Here is a 15,949-nt window from a genome sequence, read left to right as displayed (position 1 = left end):
CGGGGCGGCAAGTGTCATTGTGCAGTGCCGCAAGAAATTCGCTGGCGGACGGTGAATTCAAGTCCTGTCTGACGCATAGGGTGCCAAAGCTGGAAAGGGACTTGCAATTTTGAGTGCGAAAGCAGAATATGCTGCAACGCACAATCGATATGACAATACTTAGGTAATCCTAATGAGCGACCCACGCCTTAAGCTGTTAGAGGCTATCGCCCACAAGAAAATCGTCGCGGCGTCCTATAATGGCGCTACCATCAGACTTGCCCCTCATCTGCTTTTCCAGCGGCACGGAGACTTGTTTCTCAGCGCGCTGAATCTGAGCAAAAACTGGCGTTCGGAAGACGAAAAGCAACTTGGCCAGTTCAAACTGGCAGGCTTGGCTACGCTCGAACTGATCGACGAGAATTTCACGCCCCTACCCTCCTACGAGGCGCAGCCGCCCAGATCCGACGACGTTCTCGTACTGGGAGTGTAACGCGCGGGCCGGTTGCCCGGTGTATCCAATATGCGGGCCTATCCCGCTTCGTTCCGAGCGCCTGAACCGGGATTCGCCAGCACGCCGCTATGGCGCGCGAGCTCGGCACGGGTGCGGCGGATGTGCAGGACGAGCGCCGCTTGCGCGGTCTCGACCTCCTTTTTGGCCACGGCATCGTAGAGCAGCTGATGCTCGACATCGTGCGTACGGCCTGCGCCCGTCATGGTATGCCCCATCGCCAGCTTCCTGTAATCCCGCCGATAGCTCTGAGTCGTATCCCAAATGCGTTCCACGATCTGCGCAAGCAGCGGGGTGGAATGCCGGCGATAGGTAATCCAGTGAAACTCGCGCTCCAGCGCCATCGCCTCCTCGACATCGGTGGCGCCCTGGTTACGCTCCATAACTTTGCGCAAATCAGCGAGGTCTTCGCCGGTCAGATGCGGCACGCTGTCAGCCAGTAGCAGCGGTTCGATGCGCTCGCGGATCTCGTAGGAGACTTCCAGATCGCGGCGTGTCAGGGTCATGACACGCGCACCGGCATTGGCCCGTATGACGACCAGGCCCCTTGCCTCCAACATGCGCAAGGCATCGCGCACTGGAATGCGACTGGTGGCAAGTTCGTCCGCCAGTTCGTCCTGCTTGATCCGCGCTCCCGGAGGGAGTTCGCCCGACAGGATGCGCCCCGCGAGAATGTCGGCGACGCGCTGGCTGGCAACGCCCTGTAATGAGCTGGAGTACGGATCTGTTGTCATGGGCATCCATCAGGTGGTATACGATCGCGCATAGACCACGGCGCCTTTCGCGCCAAATCGCGAATGCGCAGCGCCGACGGTGTCGCAGACCATCAATCGCCCGGGGTCTGGGTCCACTCCACGCGGTAAAGGTCGAACCGGCGATCCTTGAGATTCTGGACGGCGCCCGATTGCCGCGCCGTCAGCAGCGCATCGAGGCTGAGGTCGGCTATGGCGATCGTCTCGGTATTGGGCGCGGTGTCCGCCGCCACCCCGTCCCGGGCGAAGGGGAAGTCGGACGGCGTAAGGATGGCGCTCTCCGCGTAGTGAACGTCCATGTTCTCGACGTTGGGCAGGTTGCCCACCACGCCCGAGGTCACGACATAGCACTGGTTCTCCACCGCGCGGGCCTGGGCGCAGTAGCGCACCCGCAGGTAGCCGCGCCGCTCGTCGGTGCAGAACGGCACGAACAGCATCAGCGCGCCCTGGTTGACGAGGTGGCGCGCCAGTTCGGGGAACTCGCTGTCGTAGCAGATCATGACGCCGATCGGCCCGCAATCGGTGGGGATGACGTTGGCGCCGTAGCCGCCGCGCACGTTCCACCAGCGCCGCTCCGACGGAGTGGGGTGCAGCTTCTGCGTCTCATGCACCGCGCCGTCACGCAGGAAGGTATAGGCGATATTGCGAATTTCGCTCTTGCCGCCGCCCAGCTTGACGCGGGTGGGGTGCGAGCCGCCGATGATGTTGATATTGTAGCTGACCGCCATGCGCTGCATGAATTCCACGAAGCGGTCGGTGTACGTAGCGACCTTTTCGATCGCCTCCACCGGCTCCAGCTTCGTCTCCTCGATCGAGAGCAGTTCGAGGGTGAACAATTCCGGGAAGACAACGAAATCACTCTCGTAATCGGCCGCGACATCGATCCAATATTCGACCTGTTCCTCGAACTGGTCGATTGTCTCGATCTTGCGCATCTGGAACTGGACGGTGGCCACGCGCACGCTGGAGGGCACGCGCTCCTTCAGGCCCGGCACTGCCTTGCCGGTATCACGCGGGGCAAGCGGATTGACCCAGTACATCATGACCGCGTTCCCGCCGCTCTCGCGGTCGGTAGGAATATAGTCAGGTAGAATGCCGCGCGGTTCGTAGCCCTCGTTCATCTGGAAGTTGATGACCTGGTCGCGGATCTTCTTGTCGCGCACGGCCTGCACATAGGCAGCCGGATCAGGGTACTGGCGCTTGCGGCGCGAGTAGCCGGGCATACGGCCCGCAAAGGCGATGCCCTTCAACTCGAAGTACTGGCATACCTCCTTGCGCTTTCGGTACAGGCGCTGGCCTATCCGAAGACGGCGGTAATCGGGATCGACGCAGACCTCGAAGCCATAGAGGACGTCGCCCTCGGGTGCGGGCGGACGGCCATAGCCGCCATTGCTGATCTCTTCCCAGGTGTGCGGCTTGAAGGCGAGGTCGGCGGTGACGATCATCGTCGCACAGTGGCCCGCCACCTTGCCTTCATATTCGGCGACGAACTGGCCTTCGGGGAAATTGATGAGCTGGCCGCGAATCTCGGCGCGGGTGAAGGCATCGGCCTTACCATACACTTTGACTGAGAGGCGGGCGATCGCCGGCGCATCCGCGACGGTGGCCTGGCGGATGATGAGCTTGGCTTTGGTCTGGTCCATGAGTGGGGCTAATACGCGCGGCAGGCCGTGCGGTTCCAGTCCGTTATCGCCTTCGGCCCGCAAGAACCCCCGGTCAAAGGGAAATATTTCGGGCCGCGCCGGGATACATGGGCGCCCGCGTCCGTTCCCTATGCAAGGAAGGAGAACTCACCATGAGCGCAACCCTCTTCGCCCTCGCCCTGTTCGCGTGTTCGGACGACGGCACCGCCTGCGAGCGGATTTCCGCCGCTCCGGCACAAACTTTTCAATCGCGCGAGCGATGCGCCGCCGGAATCGACGCAGCGCTCGATACTGACGCTGCTCGCCGCGCCGAAGCGCCCACCGTCTATGCTCAGTGCTTGAGCAATCGCCAAATGGCTTCCATTGGCAGCGGCGTGATCGACCTTACGCGTGTAAATGGCGCCAGATTTGCCGACGCGGGCTTTTAATCAGCCCCGGCCGCGATAGCTCTGAACGCCCTGGTCCGGCACCCAAAGCCCCTCAGGCGGCGCACTCGACTGCCAGAAGACGTCGATCGGGATGCCGCCCCGCGGGTACCAGTAGCCGCCGATGCGCAGCCACCTGGGCTTCATCTCGTCGACCAACCGTTGGCCGATACCTACCGTCACGTCTTCATGGAAGCCGCAATGGTTGCGAAACGAGCCGAGGAACAGTTTGAGGCTCTTGGATTCGACGATAGTTTCACCCGGCGCATAATCGAGCACTAGGTGGGCGAAGTCGGGCTGGCCGGTCACCGGGCATAGCGATGTGAACTCGGGCGCGGCAAAACGCACAAGATATAAACTGCCGGCGCGTGGATTTGGCACATAATCCAGCACTGCCTGTTCTGGCGAGGCGGGCAGTGTACTCTGCTGGCCGAGATGCATCGGCATGGAGGGGGACGTTGTATCGCTCATTTGTGAAGCCATGCCGCCAAGCTATCGACAAGACAAGCGCACAGTGTGACTGACCGAGGCTTGCAACGGCTGGCCGCGTGTGAGCATGGGCATTAACACGCGGTTCACAGCGAATTGGGCGACGGTAGCAGGGTCATGAGGGGCAACAGCAGAACCATTTCGCGCGCGGCTACGGCAGCCGCGCTTTCCGCGACCGTATTCACGGTATCGCCTGTCCTATCTCCTGCGCTCGCGCAATCGGCCAGTACCTGGAGTTTGCCCGAGCCGACGGCGGCGCCCACGGCTTCGCGTGAGCAGGGTCCGGTCGACGGCGCGAATCCCGTAGTGCGGCCGGGCGAACGGGCCAGCCAGCCGCAACCGGCACCGACCGCCGTTCCCACGATCACCCCGCCCGCCGCGCCTGCCGTTCGCGTCACGCCCGCGCCCACTGCGCAGCCTTCAACGCGCCCTCGCCCGGCCCCCAGCGCCGCTGCGCCTTCCGCAGAGCCGAGGGCGCAGCCCACACCGCAGGCAGCGGCTACCGCCGATACGCCGCTTGTCACGCCTACAACCTCCGCCACGCCGGCGCCCCGCGTGGCCGCTCCGACCGCCGAGCCCACCGCGGCTGAGGAAACGCCGGCTGCAGCGCCAGTGGCTATGCAGGAAAGCTGGCCTTTCTGGTGGTGGTCCGCGCCTTTGGCCCTCTTGGTTCTGGGCGTACTCGGTTTCCTCCTGCGCCGTGGCCGTGCACAGCCTGACGCCCAAGAATGGGAGGAACCCGAACAGGTCGCCCCTTCACCCGTTGCTATTGCTCCGTCTCCGGCTCCGGCACCCGAAATCGCTGCTGCACCGGCGAAGACCGCGCCGCAGCCCGCGTTCGCGCCACCTCCCCTTGCGCCGGCCGGCGAACCGGCGGGGATAGAAGTCGCCTTCGAGCCTGTGAGCCTTCGCCTTTCGCTGGTCTACGCAACGCTCCACTACCGGATTGAGATAGCCGCCGCGATCGACCTGCCGGCCGGCCAGCTCCTGGGAGACATGATCGGAGCCCACGGCTCTATGTCGCCCGAAGAGCAGCTTGCGCCGCCTGTGGAAGTCCTGACCGCCCTCAAGTCCGTGCCGCGCATCGCCGCCGGCGAAAGCGTGACGCTGACCGGCGAAGTACAGTTGCCGCTCAACGCCATCCGCCCCTTGCAACAGGCCGCCGCCTCGTTCTTCATACCGCTGGTGCGCCTGTCTATCGTCAACGATGCTATCGCACTGCGCCGCGTCTACACGGTAGGGATCGAGGGCGGCGGAGCGGGTCTTTCCCCGCTGCGCCTGGACACCGGCCCGCGCGAGCATCGCGAACTCGCCGCCCGCGAAGTCGAGGCTGCACGGCCCTACCCGCTACAGCGCAGCGACCAGCACCAAGCCGCCGGCTGACAACCTCCCGGAATATCGGGCGATTCCCAGGCTCGTCAAAATGTCCTAGGAGTCTACCCAGTGACACACGGAGATGACATTGGACACCAGCAAGCGCCTCCACGAGCTTTCCAAACTGCCGCAGGCCCCCGCGACCCGGATCGTCGGTGCCGGACGGCGCAGCGAATGGACCGGGCCGGTGGTGAACCCGCCCGTCTGGCGCGCCAGCACGCATCTCTACGCGGATACCGCCGCGCTTGCACAAGGCCCCCGCACGAACGAGGATGGCCGCTTCTTCTATGGCCGGCGCGGCGCTCCCACACAGTGGGCACTGGCCGATGCGCTGACCGCGATCGAGCCTGGAGCGGCGGGCACCGTGCTCTACCCTTCTGGCCTTGCCGCCATCGCCGGGGTCATGCTGACCCTGCTTCGGCCGGGCGACATCGTTCTGATCAGCGACAATGCCTATGACCCCACCCGCGCTACCGGCACCGGCCTGCTAACTGATTTCGGCATCGAGCCACGCTTCTTCGACCCGCTGGACATCGCCGCCTACGAGCGCCTTTTCTGCAAGCGCACCCGCGCCGTGCTGCTGGAAGCGCCGGGCAGCCTCTCCATGGAGATGTGCGACTTGCCCGAACTCGCCCGGATCGCCCGAGAAAAAGGGGCTGTCTCGGTGCTCGACAATACCTGGGCAGGGCCGCTGGGCTTTCCAGCGCTGGAACGCGGGATCGATATTACGCTGATGGCCCTCACCAAGCATGTCGGCGGTCATTCCGACGTGATGATGGGCAGCGCGAGCGCCGGGCCGGAACTCTACGCGAAGCTGCGCCAACGCGCACAGCAGCTGGGCACCGTCGTTTCACCTGACGATGCCGCACTGACCCTACGCGGCCTGCGCACGCTGCACTTGCGCTTGCGCCACGAAGCTGACAGCGCGCTGGCCATTGCGCGATGGCTAAACGAAAGGCCGGAAGTGGCGCAAGTGCTGTGCCCGATGCTCCCCGGCGCGCCGGGACACGACATCTGGAGCCGTGATTTTTCCGGCGGCTGCGGGCTTTTCAGCTTCACGTTCAAGGGCGGTACCGCAGCCGCGCGCAACCGCTTCGTCGATGCCCTCACCCTTTTCGGAATCGGCTATTCCTGGGGCGGGTTCGAGAGCCTGGTGGTGCCGATCGACCCCTCCGCCTGCCGCAGCCGCATGGCCTGGCCGCCGCATCCGCATGAAGCCGGCGACAGCCACGGCGTGCGCCTGGCCATCGGGCTGGAAGATGCGGGCGACCTTATCGCCGACCTCGAACAGGCGCTCGCCGCCTGGCGAGAAGGATGACCACCCCGGGCCCCCTCGCCACGGCTACCCGCGCCGCGACTGCAACGCCTTCGCCCTCGGCTACGGCGGTAGTGATACCGCCCCAGCCGATGTCCGGCGCCGACGGCATCAAGGACGCCGTCGCCTCGCGCAGCGACGCCATTGGCGATGTGGTCAACACGCTAGACAAGCTGGCTGTGCAGGTGGGCGCAACGCGCTTCTCTGTATGGGACCTGTTCGTCGTGCTGGCCGTGCTGGCCCTGCTGATCTCGGCTGCCTGGGCCGCCAGCCGCCTGTCGAGCCGCATCATTTCGCGCGCCAGCAGTCTTGATCTTACGCAGCGGCTGCTGACCGAAAAAATGGTCAGCCTGTTCATCTGGGGCCTGGCGATCCTCGTCGGTATCGACGTGCTGGGTATAGACCTTACCGCGCTCACGGTTTTCTCCGGAGCCTTCGGCCTCGCCATCGGCTTCGGTCTGCAAAAGACCTTCGGTAACCTGATCGCGGGCATTATCCTGCTGATGGACAAGTCTATCAAGCCGGGGGATGTGATCGCCATCGCCGACCAGGGCGGACAGTACACTTTCGGCCAGATCCGCCGTATCGGTATCCGCGCTGTTTCGCTTACCACGAGAGACCAGAAGGAATATCTGATTCCCAACGAAAACCTGATGATCAATCAGGTAGAGAACTGGTCCTATTCCAGCCGTAACGTGCGTATCCAGGTGCCGGTGGTTATTCCTTACGCCGCAGATATCGAGCGTGCCGAGGAACTGATGCTGGAGGCAGCACGCTCTGTAAAACGCGTGCTCGTGGCACCCCCGCCAACTGTGTGGCTGGACAGTTTTGGCGAGAACGGTGTGGCTTTCGTGATCCATGTCTGGATCACCGATCCCGAAGAGGGCGTAGGCAATGTGCGGTCCGACGTTCTCAAGACCCTGTGGCGTCTCATGCGCGAGAACGGTATCCGCGTACCCTATCCCCAGCGCGACGTGAATCTGCGCGATACCGAGGCCATGCGCGATTTGATAAAAGCGCTGCGCGGAAAAGCGGACGGATACGATCAGGCGTAAGCTGATGGGCCTTGTGCCCTCGCCGATCATATCATCCTGCGGTCAGGGTAGCTGCCAAGCTGCGATGAAGCTCATCGGAAAAACAGCCAGAGCAGAAGGATCACTGGAATGGGAATGCCGATAAGCCACAAGAGAATTCCCTTACCCATTTTCGCTCTCCATTTATTCGATAAATGAAGAATTGCCCATTGTCCTCAATGTTCCCTTGGAAAGATAGGACGACAGCGGGCCCTACTTACTTAACGGGACACGAGAGAGCTACGCGCGTCACCCTACCGCGAGGCGTACAGGCTTTTCCATTTCCAGCCGGTTGCGCCCCTTGGCCTTGGCCACGAACAGCGCCATCTCGGCGCGCTCTATGGTGGAATCGAGGCTGGTACCAATCCTCGCGACGCTGGCGCTGGCGGTCATTGCGAAGTGACTGGTGCCCACCTTCTGCTTCAGTTCGGCCAGTGTCGTCACCACCCGGCGGCAGATGCCTTCAGCCTCGGCCGCAGTGACGCGCGGCAGGATCACCGCAAAGCGCTCGGACCCGATGCGAGAGATGATGTCCTCGGTACGCAGCATCTCGCGAAGGAGGTCGGAGAAGACGGTCAGCACTTCGTCGCCAACGCTCTGCCCGTACTGCATGTTGATGGTGCGGAAGAAATCGATGCTGAAAAGCGCCAGGCAACCGTCGATGCCGGCCTCCATCATGTGCTCGAGCATCGAGATGAAGGCGGTGCGATTGGTCAACCCCGTCAGCGGATCGGTGTATGTCGCTGTGAACAACCGTTCGCTCAGCGAGCGCAGTTCGTCGACATTACGCATGACGCCCAGCACCCCATAAGGCGCGCCGTCATGACGCAGCAGCGCGCGCAGGCGGATCTCGAACCAGCGTCGGCGCTCGTCATTACCCAGGGCGGGGAATTCGATCCAGTCGATGTCCTCACCTGCCATGGCGCGGGCATGGGCCCGGGCTACCTGCTGCTTGGCTTCAGGCGCTACCAGGTCGAGCAGGTGCGGCCCCACCAGCGCATTTGCCTCGCGCCCGGCCTCGCTGCCGGGGACCCGAATTCCAAGGTCGGCGATCGCAGAGGTCGCGTGAACAATGAAGCCTTTGGGATCGGTCTTGAGGATCACGTCGGTCGAACTCTCGGCCAGCATGCCGTAGAGGACGGAGCTTTCCTGAAAAGTGAAATTCATGCCCATGCCGACTGCGTCCCGAATGCCGTGCCCACTACGATTCGATGAAGTTTCTGGCTGTATTGGCCAGCACCAGATTGCGAGTCCGTCCGACTGTCTTTCAACAAACAGATCAAGATCACAATTTTCAAACGAATTTCGAATTCAACATCTTAAATGAAGCGCAATTAGTTCTGTTAGTTAACTGAATTATGCTTTATCTTTTCTTATCAAGATGTTTACCATCGATTAAGGATGGCGTGAATATGCAAATTCAAAGGCGGCCGTCGAATCGAGGTTAACGGGGACTTGGGTCAGGAACGCAGGTCAAATCAGGCTCAGCCGATCAAAGCTCGATCATGATGCGGACCTTGTCCGGGGTCGTCTCCACGGCAGCGGCAATTTGCTCGCGGCACCGCGATATGAGGTCTGACAGGCCTGGTACGGTACGACTTGGGCGCAAATCCGCGCTCTCCACGCCAAGCGCTTCAGCGATCGCCTCGATGCGATCCTCGATTGGGCGGGCCCGCCCCTGCTCCCAAGCCCAGACGGTCGGCTTGCTGACGCCGAGCCGGTTGGCGAGTTCACCCTGCGTAAGGCCGCGCAGCTTGCGCAGACGGTGCAGCCGTTCCCCCAGGCTTTCACCCCCTATGGCCGAAGGCCCGGCGGGAGAAGGCGGCGGCGCCACGCCCAGTTCGCCCTGCACGGCGCTGCGCAGCTTTGCCGCGCTAAGCGTTGCGGCGGGAATCGGCGCATCGAACGCGCAGCCGTAAAGTGGCCCGCTTGACCAGATCACCCGGGCGCGCGCCTGAGGCGCCTCGGGAAGCTCCAGCTCGATCGACTCGCCGATCTCCAAGGCGACCCGGCTTTCGAGCAGAACGCCGCCTTCGGAAAAGTTGTGAATCGTCACAGGCGTTTCGATGCCCGATTCGAGCGCGCCTTGCGTCGTCAGAAGCAGCCTGCGCCGCTCGGGACGAGGTTGCCCCTCCGATTCTGCGCCGAGATAGCCGTCTCTGGCCGTGTTTATTTCAAAATGGGCCGCAATCGGCATTCGTACCGCCTCCCTAGGTTGTACAAATGTCCACTGGTGCGGTTAAGATTTGGTTAGCACACAGCTTAATGAAGCTCCCGAGTCGCAGAAAAACGCCCTTTTTTGCCTTTGCGGTCATTTTACCTTTCAGCGATGCCGTTAGGTTAGGTAACGCAGCGGCCATAAAGTTGCACTTAGCCGTGCGAAAGTCATTCTGGCTGGCGCAGCGCGGGAATGATCGCCATCTGCCCCGACATGGTATCGAATTCCGACTCCGGCGGCCGCGCCTCGAATGAGCGCAAGGGCCCAATTGGCAAAGTCTGGCTCGTCGGCGCAGGCCCGGGCGATCCTGACCTGCTGACGCTGCGCGCCGCCCGGCTGCTGCTGAATGCTGGACTGGTCGTGCATGACGGACTCGTCGATCCCTCGATCATGGCAATGGCCCGTCCTGGGGCCCGCCTCGTCTCAGTCGCCAAGAGCCGTTCGCGCCACACCATGAGGCAGGAAGAGATCAACGCTCTCCTTGTGAGTGAGGCTCTCGCCGGTCACGACGTCGTGCGGCTCAAGGGGGGCGACCCTTTCATCTTTGGGCGCGGCGGCGAAGAAGCTGAAGCCTGCAAGGCCGCCGGGGTGCCGGTGGAAGTGGTGCCCGGTATCACTTCCGCTCTTGGCGCTGCCGCCGCAGCGCAGATCCCGCTGACCCACCGCGACCATGCCTCGATCGTCAGCTTCGTGGCCGGCCAGTGCAAGGGCCTCTCGGATCAGGACTGGTCGGGTCTTGCCGGCAAGGGGCGCACTCTGGTAATTTTCATGGGCGTCGCCACCGCTGGCGACATCTCGGACAAGCTGATGGCCGACGGCCTTGCTCCAGATGTGCCCGTCGCCGTGGTTGAGAAGGCCACACGCGACGACATGCGCGTGCTGCGCGGGCCGCTGGCGGGTCTTGCCGACCTTGTCGAAAGCGAGAGGGTGCAAAGCCCGGCGCTTATCGTTATCGGGCACGTGACCGCGGAAGCGGACAACACCATTCGCGCACTCGCGCTGGAGGCAGTACAGTGAAAATCCTGACGGGCAACGACCTGAAGTCCGGCGCCGTCATCTGGTGGACCGGCGTAGGCTGGTCGCTCGATGTGAACGACAGTGCCGACGTGGCCGATGGCGGCGCCGCGATCATCGCGCGTGAGGAAGGCGTCCAGAACGTCTTCGCCGCTTACGTGGTGGACGGCGTGAAGGACGAAACGGGCGTGCGGCCCGGCCACATCAAGGAGCGCATCCGGGCACTTGGCCCCACCGTGCGGCTCGACCTGACGCTAAAGCCCTCCGACCCCCAAGCCGTGAACTGGGTGATCTGATGTACAAATATGACGAATACGACCAGCAGATGGTCGACACGCGCGTCGCCGAATTCCGCGACCAGGTCCGCCGCCGCATTTCGGGCGAACTGACCGAGGACCAGTTCAAGCCGCTGCGCCTGCAGAACGGCCTGTACCTTCAGCTCCACGCCTACATGCTCCGCGTCGCGGTGCCCTACGGCACGCTCAACTCGGTGCAGATGCGCCTGCTGGGCGACATCGCCGACAAGTATGACCGCGGCTATGGCCACTTCACCACCCGCCAGAACATCCAGTACAACTGGATCAAGCTGGATGAGACGCCCGACATTCTGGCCGAGCTCGCCACGGTGGAAATGCATGCCATCCAGACCAGCGGCAACTGCATCCGCAACATCAGTTCCGACCAGTTCGCCGGCGCCGCCGCCGACGAAGTGATCGACCCGCGCCCTTACGCGGAAATGCTGCGCCAGTGGTCCAGCTTCCACCCGGAATTCCTGGTTCTGCCTCGCAAGTTCAAGATTTGCGTCATCGCGTCCGAAAAGGACCGCGCGGCGATGCGTCTGCATGACATCGGCATCAAGATGATCCGCAATGACGCAGGCGAGATCGGCGCCCAGTTCTACGCAGGCGGCGGCATGGGCCGCACCCCGATGATCGCACCGATGATCCGCGACTTCGTGCCGCTGGACCAGCTCATCACGTTCGCCGAGGCATGCCTGCGCGTCTACAACCGCTACGGCCGCCGCGACAACAAGTACAAGGCACGCATCAAGATCCTCGTCCACGAACTGGGCCGCGACGAATACGTGCGCCAGGTCGAGGAAGAGTTCGCCCACCTGCTGACCCAGCCGATCGAGCCGCCGATGGCCGAGTTGGAACGCATCATGGCGCACTTCGCCAACCCCGCCTTCGAAACCGGCGCGGCCGACGATCTGGACCTGTCCGATCCCGACTTCCGCCTCTGGGTTGAGCGCAACACCACCGCGCACAAGCAGGCCGGCTACATCATCGCCACGATCAGCCTCAAGCCGGTCGGCGGCATCCCCGGTGACGCCACCGCCGACCAGATCCGCCTGATGGCGGACCTGGGCCGCGACTATTCGTTCGACGAACTGCGCGTCACCCACTCGCAGAACATCGTCCTGCCGCACGTGAAGAAGGCTGACCTCTACACCGTCTGGAAAGCGCTGGACGAAGCCGGCATCGGCACCGCCAACATCGACACCGTGGGCGACATCATCGCCTGCCCCGGCCTCGACTATTGCAGCCTTGCCAATGCCCGCTCGATCCCGCTTGCGCAGAAGATTTCGCAGCGTTTCGGCAGCGCCGAAAAGCAGGCCGAGATCGGCGAACTGAAGCTCAAGATCTCGGGCTGCATCAACGCCTGCGGCCACCACCATGCCGGCCATATCGGCATTCTGGGCGTCGACAAGAAGGGCGTCGAAAACTACCAGCTTTCCTTTGGTGGCAGCGAGGGCGCGGACACGTCGCTCGCCAAGATCACCGGTCCTGGCTTCGACGAGGACGGCGTGGTCGATGCGGTCGAAAAGGCCACCCAGGTCTACCTCGCCAACAAGCAGGGCGAGGAGCGCTTTCTCGACACCTATCGCCGTATCGGCATGGATCCGTTCAAGGAGGCCATCTATGGTTGAAGTCCAGTTCCGCTTCCGTGACGACGAAGCCGTCAACGATGCCGCCGTCACCGTGGATGCCTTCGTTGCCGAAGATTTCGCGCAGACAAACGCCACCGCCGTGCGCATCGAGCCGGGCGATGACGCCCGCGCCCTGTTGCCACAGCTGGACCGTCTGGCTCTGATCGAAGTGAACTTCCCGGCCTGGACCGACGGGCGCGGCTATTCCTCCGCCCGGCTCCTGCGCGAAGCCGGATACACCGGGGAAATGCGTGCTGTTGGCGACGTGGTGATCGACATGCTCGGCCACCTCCAGCGCTGTGGCTTCGACGCCTTCGCGCCCGATAAGGCGCTCAACCCTGACGATGCGAAGAATGCCTTCGCCCGCTGGGACAATGTCTACCAGGCGACTGTCGTGGACGGCCGCCAGGCGATCTGGGCGAAGCGTCACCCCGCTTGAGAGCCCGGCAGAAGGGATAACCCAATGCTCCGTACCGAAGCTAAGAACGGCCGCGCCGATATCAGGGCGCGCGACCGTATCGACACCACCCCCCGTTTCGCTGAGGCGGACGCGGTGCGCCTGAACCGCCTGTTCCGTGGCAGCGACACGAGCGAGATGCTTGAGACGCTGATCAAGGAACGTATGGCGGGCGAAATGGCGATAGTCTCCAGCTTCGGTGCGGAAAGCGCGGTACTGCTGCATCTTATCGCGCAAGTGGACCCAGCCGTGCCGGTGCTGTTCCTGGAGACGGGCAAGCACTTTCCCGAGACACTGGCCTACCGCGACCTTCTGATCGCGCGGCTTGGCCTGCGTGACTTGCGTAATCTCGTGCCGGACGAAGGGGAAATCGCCAAGAAGGACGAGAACGGCCTGCGCTGGTCATGGGACCCCGACGGCTGCTGCGAGATCCGCAAGGTCAAACCGCTGGCCAAGGCCCTCGCCGGCTTCGATGCCTCGTTCTCGGGCCGCAAGTCGTTCCAGGCGGCGACCCGTTCGAGCCTGCCGCGCTTTGAAATCGATACGACTGACACCCAGGGCCGCCTGAAGATCAACCCCCTGATCGACTGGGCGCCAGAGCGCCTCGCCGCTTATATTGAAGAACATGATCTGCCCGCGCACCCGCTGGTGGCGGAAGGCTATCCCTCGATCGGCTGCATGCCCTGCACCAGCAAGGTTGCAGCCGGCGAGGACCCGCGTTCCGGCCGCTGGAAGGGTTGGGACAAGACTGAATGCGGAATTCACGTCCCCGGCCAGGAAGACGGCGCGGGCGGCGCAGGCTCGGGCGAACTGCCCCCCGGCTTCGACCCGGTGTTCTGAAATTGGCGACGCCCCGGTCTCGCCCTGCCCTCATGAGGGCGGGAGAGACGGGGCCACGCCAGACGGCGCGCAAGCAGCGCGATTGCCCAAATCGATTTTTGCGATGCGAAAAACGCAAGGGCCACAAGCTTTCGCGATGGGTAGCGTAAACGGGGATATAGCCCTATTTTGCGCTGCAACATGACCAATCACTCACAGACCAAACCCGTGCACCCTGCCCTTGTCACATTGGCGCTGGCGATGGGTGCCTTCGCTATCGGCACCACCGAATTCGCGGCGATGAGCCTTGTTCCCTTTTTTGCTCGCGATCTGGGCCTGAGCGAACCCGAAGCGGGCCATGCGATCAGCGCCTATGCGCTGGGCGTGGTGGTCGGTGCGCCAGTCATCGCCGTGCTGGCCGCCAAGATCGAGCGCCGCAAGCTGCTGATCGCCCTTATGGCGATCTTCGCCATCGGCAACGGTATTTCGGCGATGGCCGCAAGCTATCCACTTCTGCTGATATGCCGCTTCATCAGCGGCCTACCCCACGGCGCCTATTTCGGTATTGCCGCGCTCGTTGCCGCCTCGATGGTGCCTGCCAACAAGCGTGCGCAGTCGGTAGCGATGGTCATGTCTGGGCTGACCGTGGCGACGATCATCGGCGTGCCGGTAGCGAACTTCCTCGGGCAGGAACTGGGTTGGCGTAGCGGTTTCGCGGTGGTTTCGGTGCTCGCGGTCATCACGATGGCACTCGTCGCCCTCTATGCGCCCGTCCAGCATGCCGACGCGTCGGCGAGCCCGCTGCGTGAACTGGGCGCGCTGCGTCGTCCCCAGGTACTGCTGACGCTGTTGACCGGCGCCATCGGCTTCGGCGGCCTCTTTTGCGTCTACACTTATGTCGCCTCGACCATGATCGAGGTTACCGGCGTGTCCGAACGCCTTGTCCCGGCAGTGCTGGCGGTCTTCGGCGTCGGCATGACGGTGGGCAACCTGTTCTGGGCCTGGGTCGCCGACCGGGCACAGACCAAGGCCGCTATTGCGGCGCTGCTGTTCAGCGCGGTGTCGCTGGCGCTGTTTTCGCTTCTGGCGGGCAATATCTGGACGCTGAGCCTGGTGGTGCTGCTGATCGGCTTCGGCGGCGGCCTCGGCACGATCCTCCAGACGCGCCTCATGGACGTGGCCGGAGACGCGCAGGCATTGGCGGCTGCGGCGCACCACAGCGCCTTCAACATGGCCAATGCGCTGGGTCCGTGGCTTGGCGGGCTTGCGATCAGCGCCGGCTACGGCCTGACTTCGACCGGGTGGATCGGATCGGGGCTGGCGCTGGGCGGCCTCGCGATCTTCCTGGTGACGATCTCCCTCCACAGGCGCGAGACATTGCACGCCGCGCCCGCCTAAGTGGCAAGGACAAGTTTAGGCGCCGATACGCTTTTCCAGATGCATGTGGACGGCGTCGGACGTCGTCTCCATTTCGGAAACGAAGTAGTTCTCCACCGGTATACCATCCTCGAACAGCGCGGAGCCGCGCCCCAGGGTTCGGGCAGTCATGCGCAGCCAGATCTCATCCGCCTCCCCGGTTCGCATGGCGGCCTTCAGGGCGCTGGCCTCGCCCACCACCAGAACCGCGCGGTCGTCTGCGGCTTGCCTGGCTGCGGCGAAAGCATCCGCGTAGCTACCGAGAAAACGTAACCCCGGCGGTCCATTGGCCGGAACGCTGGCTATCGGGGTGTCGGTGACCACGAAAACAGGGGTCTGCGCCGCATAGGCCTCTCCAATCCAGCTGGGGTCGCCGGAGAGGTCGAACGAGCGGCGGCTCATCACCACTGCCCCGCATACATCGCCCAGACGGCCCGATAGCCCCGAACCGTGCAAGTCGCTGGCACGCATGACACTGCGGCCGCGTGCATCGGCCCAAAAGCCGTCGAGGCTGGTGGCGGCGTCGATGATCAT

The 15,949-nt window shown here is 63.4% G+C and carries 18 protein-coding genes; 11 read left to right on the top strand and 7 right to left on the bottom strand.

The window, feature by feature from the left end:
* The first annotated feature begins 172 nt into the window (after positions 1 to 172).
* Positions 173 to 472: a hypothetical protein gene (locus tag V474_RS22545; protein WP_059153474.1), complete on the top strand. Its 300-nt coding sequence runs from the start codon at positions 173 to 175 to the stop codon at positions 470 to 472.
* Between the two features lie 38 nt (positions 473 to 510).
* Here V474_RS22545 and V474_RS22540 read toward each other — a convergent pair whose 3' ends face one another.
* Positions 511 to 1,224, bottom strand: a complete 714-nt coding sequence (locus V474_RS22540; protein WP_059153473.1) for a GntR family transcriptional regulator — start codon at positions 1,222 to 1,224, stop codon at positions 511 to 513.
* A gap of 92 nt (positions 1,225 to 1,316) precedes the next feature.
* Positions 1,317 to 2,885 (bottom strand): carbon-nitrogen hydrolase family protein, encoded by a 1,569-nt coding sequence (locus V474_RS22535; RefSeq protein WP_059153472.1) that lies wholly within the window; start codon positions 2,883 to 2,885, stop codon positions 1,317 to 1,319.
* A gap of 152 nt (positions 2,886 to 3,037) precedes the next feature.
* Between V474_RS22535 and V474_RS22530 the strand changes: the two genes are divergently transcribed.
* A complete protein-coding gene (locus V474_RS22530) occupies positions 3,038 to 3,313 on the top strand; it encodes a hypothetical protein (protein WP_059153551.1) in 276 nt (91 codons plus the stop codon).
* Here the strand turns inward: V474_RS22530 and queF are convergent, their stop codons facing one another.
* A complete protein-coding gene (gene queF, locus V474_RS22525; RefSeq protein WP_059153471.1) occupies positions 3,314 to 3,781 on the bottom strand; it encodes a preQ(1) synthase in 468 nt (155 codons plus the stop codon).
* A 104-nt stretch (positions 3,782 to 3,885) separates the two neighbouring features.
* Complete coding sequence (locus tag V474_RS22520) at positions 3,886 to 4,323, bottom strand: hypothetical protein (protein WP_148649521.1); 438 nt, start codon at positions 4,321 to 4,323, stop codon at positions 3,886 to 3,888.
* Positions 4,324 to 4,354: 31 nt separating this feature from the next.
* Between V474_RS22520 and V474_RS22515 the strand changes: the two genes are divergently transcribed.
* From V474_RS22515 to V474_RS22505, 3 genes are all read left to right on the top strand, one after another.
* Positions 4,355 to 5,182, top strand: a complete 828-nt coding sequence (locus tag V474_RS22515; RefSeq protein WP_148649520.1) for a hypothetical protein — start codon at positions 4,355 to 4,357, stop codon at positions 5,180 to 5,182.
* 73 nt (positions 5,183 to 5,255) lie between these two features.
* Complete coding sequence (gene metC / locus V474_RS22510) at positions 5,256 to 6,491, top strand: cystathionine beta-lyase (protein WP_059153468.1); 1,236 nt, start codon at positions 5,256 to 5,258, stop codon at positions 6,489 to 6,491.
* Entirely contained in the window at positions 6,488 to 7,543 is a 1,056-nt protein-coding gene (locus tag V474_RS22505) for a mechanosensitive ion channel family protein (protein ID WP_059153467.1), read from the top strand. Before metC ends, V474_RS22505 begins: the two co-directional genes overlap by 4 nt.
* A gap of 267 nt (positions 7,544 to 7,810) precedes the next feature.
* On the opposite strand, the gene V474_RS22500 is transcribed toward V474_RS22505, so the two are convergent.
* Complete coding sequence (locus tag V474_RS22500; protein ID WP_236711401.1) at positions 7,811 to 8,728, bottom strand: GGDEF domain-containing protein; 918 nt, start codon at positions 8,726 to 8,728, stop codon at positions 7,811 to 7,813.
* 325 nt (positions 8,729 to 9,053) lie between these two features.
* Positions 9,054 to 9,758 (bottom strand): helix-turn-helix domain-containing protein, encoded by a 705-nt coding sequence (locus V474_RS22495; protein WP_059153465.1) that lies wholly within the window; start codon positions 9,756 to 9,758, stop codon positions 9,054 to 9,056.
* A 234-nt stretch (positions 9,759 to 9,992) separates the two neighbouring features.
* Between V474_RS22495 and cobA the strand changes: the two genes are divergently transcribed.
* The 6 genes from cobA to V474_RS22465 all read left to right on the top strand — a co-directional run bounded on the left by cobA (position 9,993) and on the right by V474_RS22465 (position 15,397).
* Positions 9,993 to 10,796 carry a uroporphyrinogen-III C-methyltransferase gene (cobA, locus tag V474_RS22490; RefSeq protein ID WP_059153550.1) on the top strand — a complete coding sequence of 268 codons (804 nt, stop codon included), beginning with the start codon at positions 9,993 to 9,995 and terminating at the stop codon, positions 10,794 to 10,796.
* Complete coding sequence (locus V474_RS22485; RefSeq protein WP_059153464.1) at positions 10,793 to 11,089, top strand: DUF2849 domain-containing protein; 297 nt, start codon at positions 10,793 to 10,795, stop codon at positions 11,087 to 11,089. The genes cobA and V474_RS22485 overlap by 4 nt, the downstream gene beginning before the upstream one ends.
* Positions 11,089 to 12,723: a nitrite/sulfite reductase gene (locus V474_RS22480; RefSeq protein ID WP_059153463.1), complete on the top strand. Its 1,635-nt coding sequence runs from the start codon at positions 11,089 to 11,091 to the stop codon at positions 12,721 to 12,723. The genes V474_RS22485 and V474_RS22480 overlap by 1 nt, the downstream gene beginning before the upstream one ends.
* Positions 12,716 to 13,162, top strand: coding sequence for a DUF934 domain-containing protein (locus V474_RS22475; RefSeq protein ID WP_059153462.1), 447 nt, complete (start codon positions 12,716 to 12,718; stop codon positions 13,160 to 13,162). Before V474_RS22480 ends, V474_RS22475 begins: the two co-directional genes overlap by 8 nt.
* A 24-nt stretch (positions 13,163 to 13,186) precedes the next feature.
* Positions 13,187 to 14,020, top strand: coding sequence for a phosphoadenylyl-sulfate reductase (locus V474_RS22470; protein ID WP_059153461.1), 834 nt, complete (start codon positions 13,187 to 13,189; stop codon positions 14,018 to 14,020).
* A 180-nt stretch (positions 14,021 to 14,200) separates the two neighbouring features.
* Complete coding sequence (locus tag V474_RS22465; RefSeq protein ID WP_059153460.1) at positions 14,201 to 15,397, top strand: MFS transporter; 1,197 nt, start codon at positions 14,201 to 14,203, stop codon at positions 15,395 to 15,397.
* A gap of 15 nt (positions 15,398 to 15,412) precedes the next feature.
* Here V474_RS22465 and V474_RS22460 read toward each other — a convergent pair whose 3' ends face one another.
* Positions 15,413 to 15,949 (bottom strand): riboflavin biosynthesis protein RibD, encoded by a 537-nt coding sequence (locus V474_RS22460; protein ID WP_236711400.1) that lies wholly within the window; start codon positions 15,947 to 15,949, stop codon positions 15,413 to 15,415.

This window comes from Novosphingobium barchaimii LL02 (genome assembly GCF_001046635.1).
GTDB lineage: Bacteria > Pseudomonadota > Alphaproteobacteria > Sphingomonadales > Sphingomonadaceae > Novosphingobium > Novosphingobium barchaimii.
The sequence above is the reverse complement of the archived record's forward strand: the minus strand, read 5'-3'. Positions and strand labels throughout refer to the sequence as shown.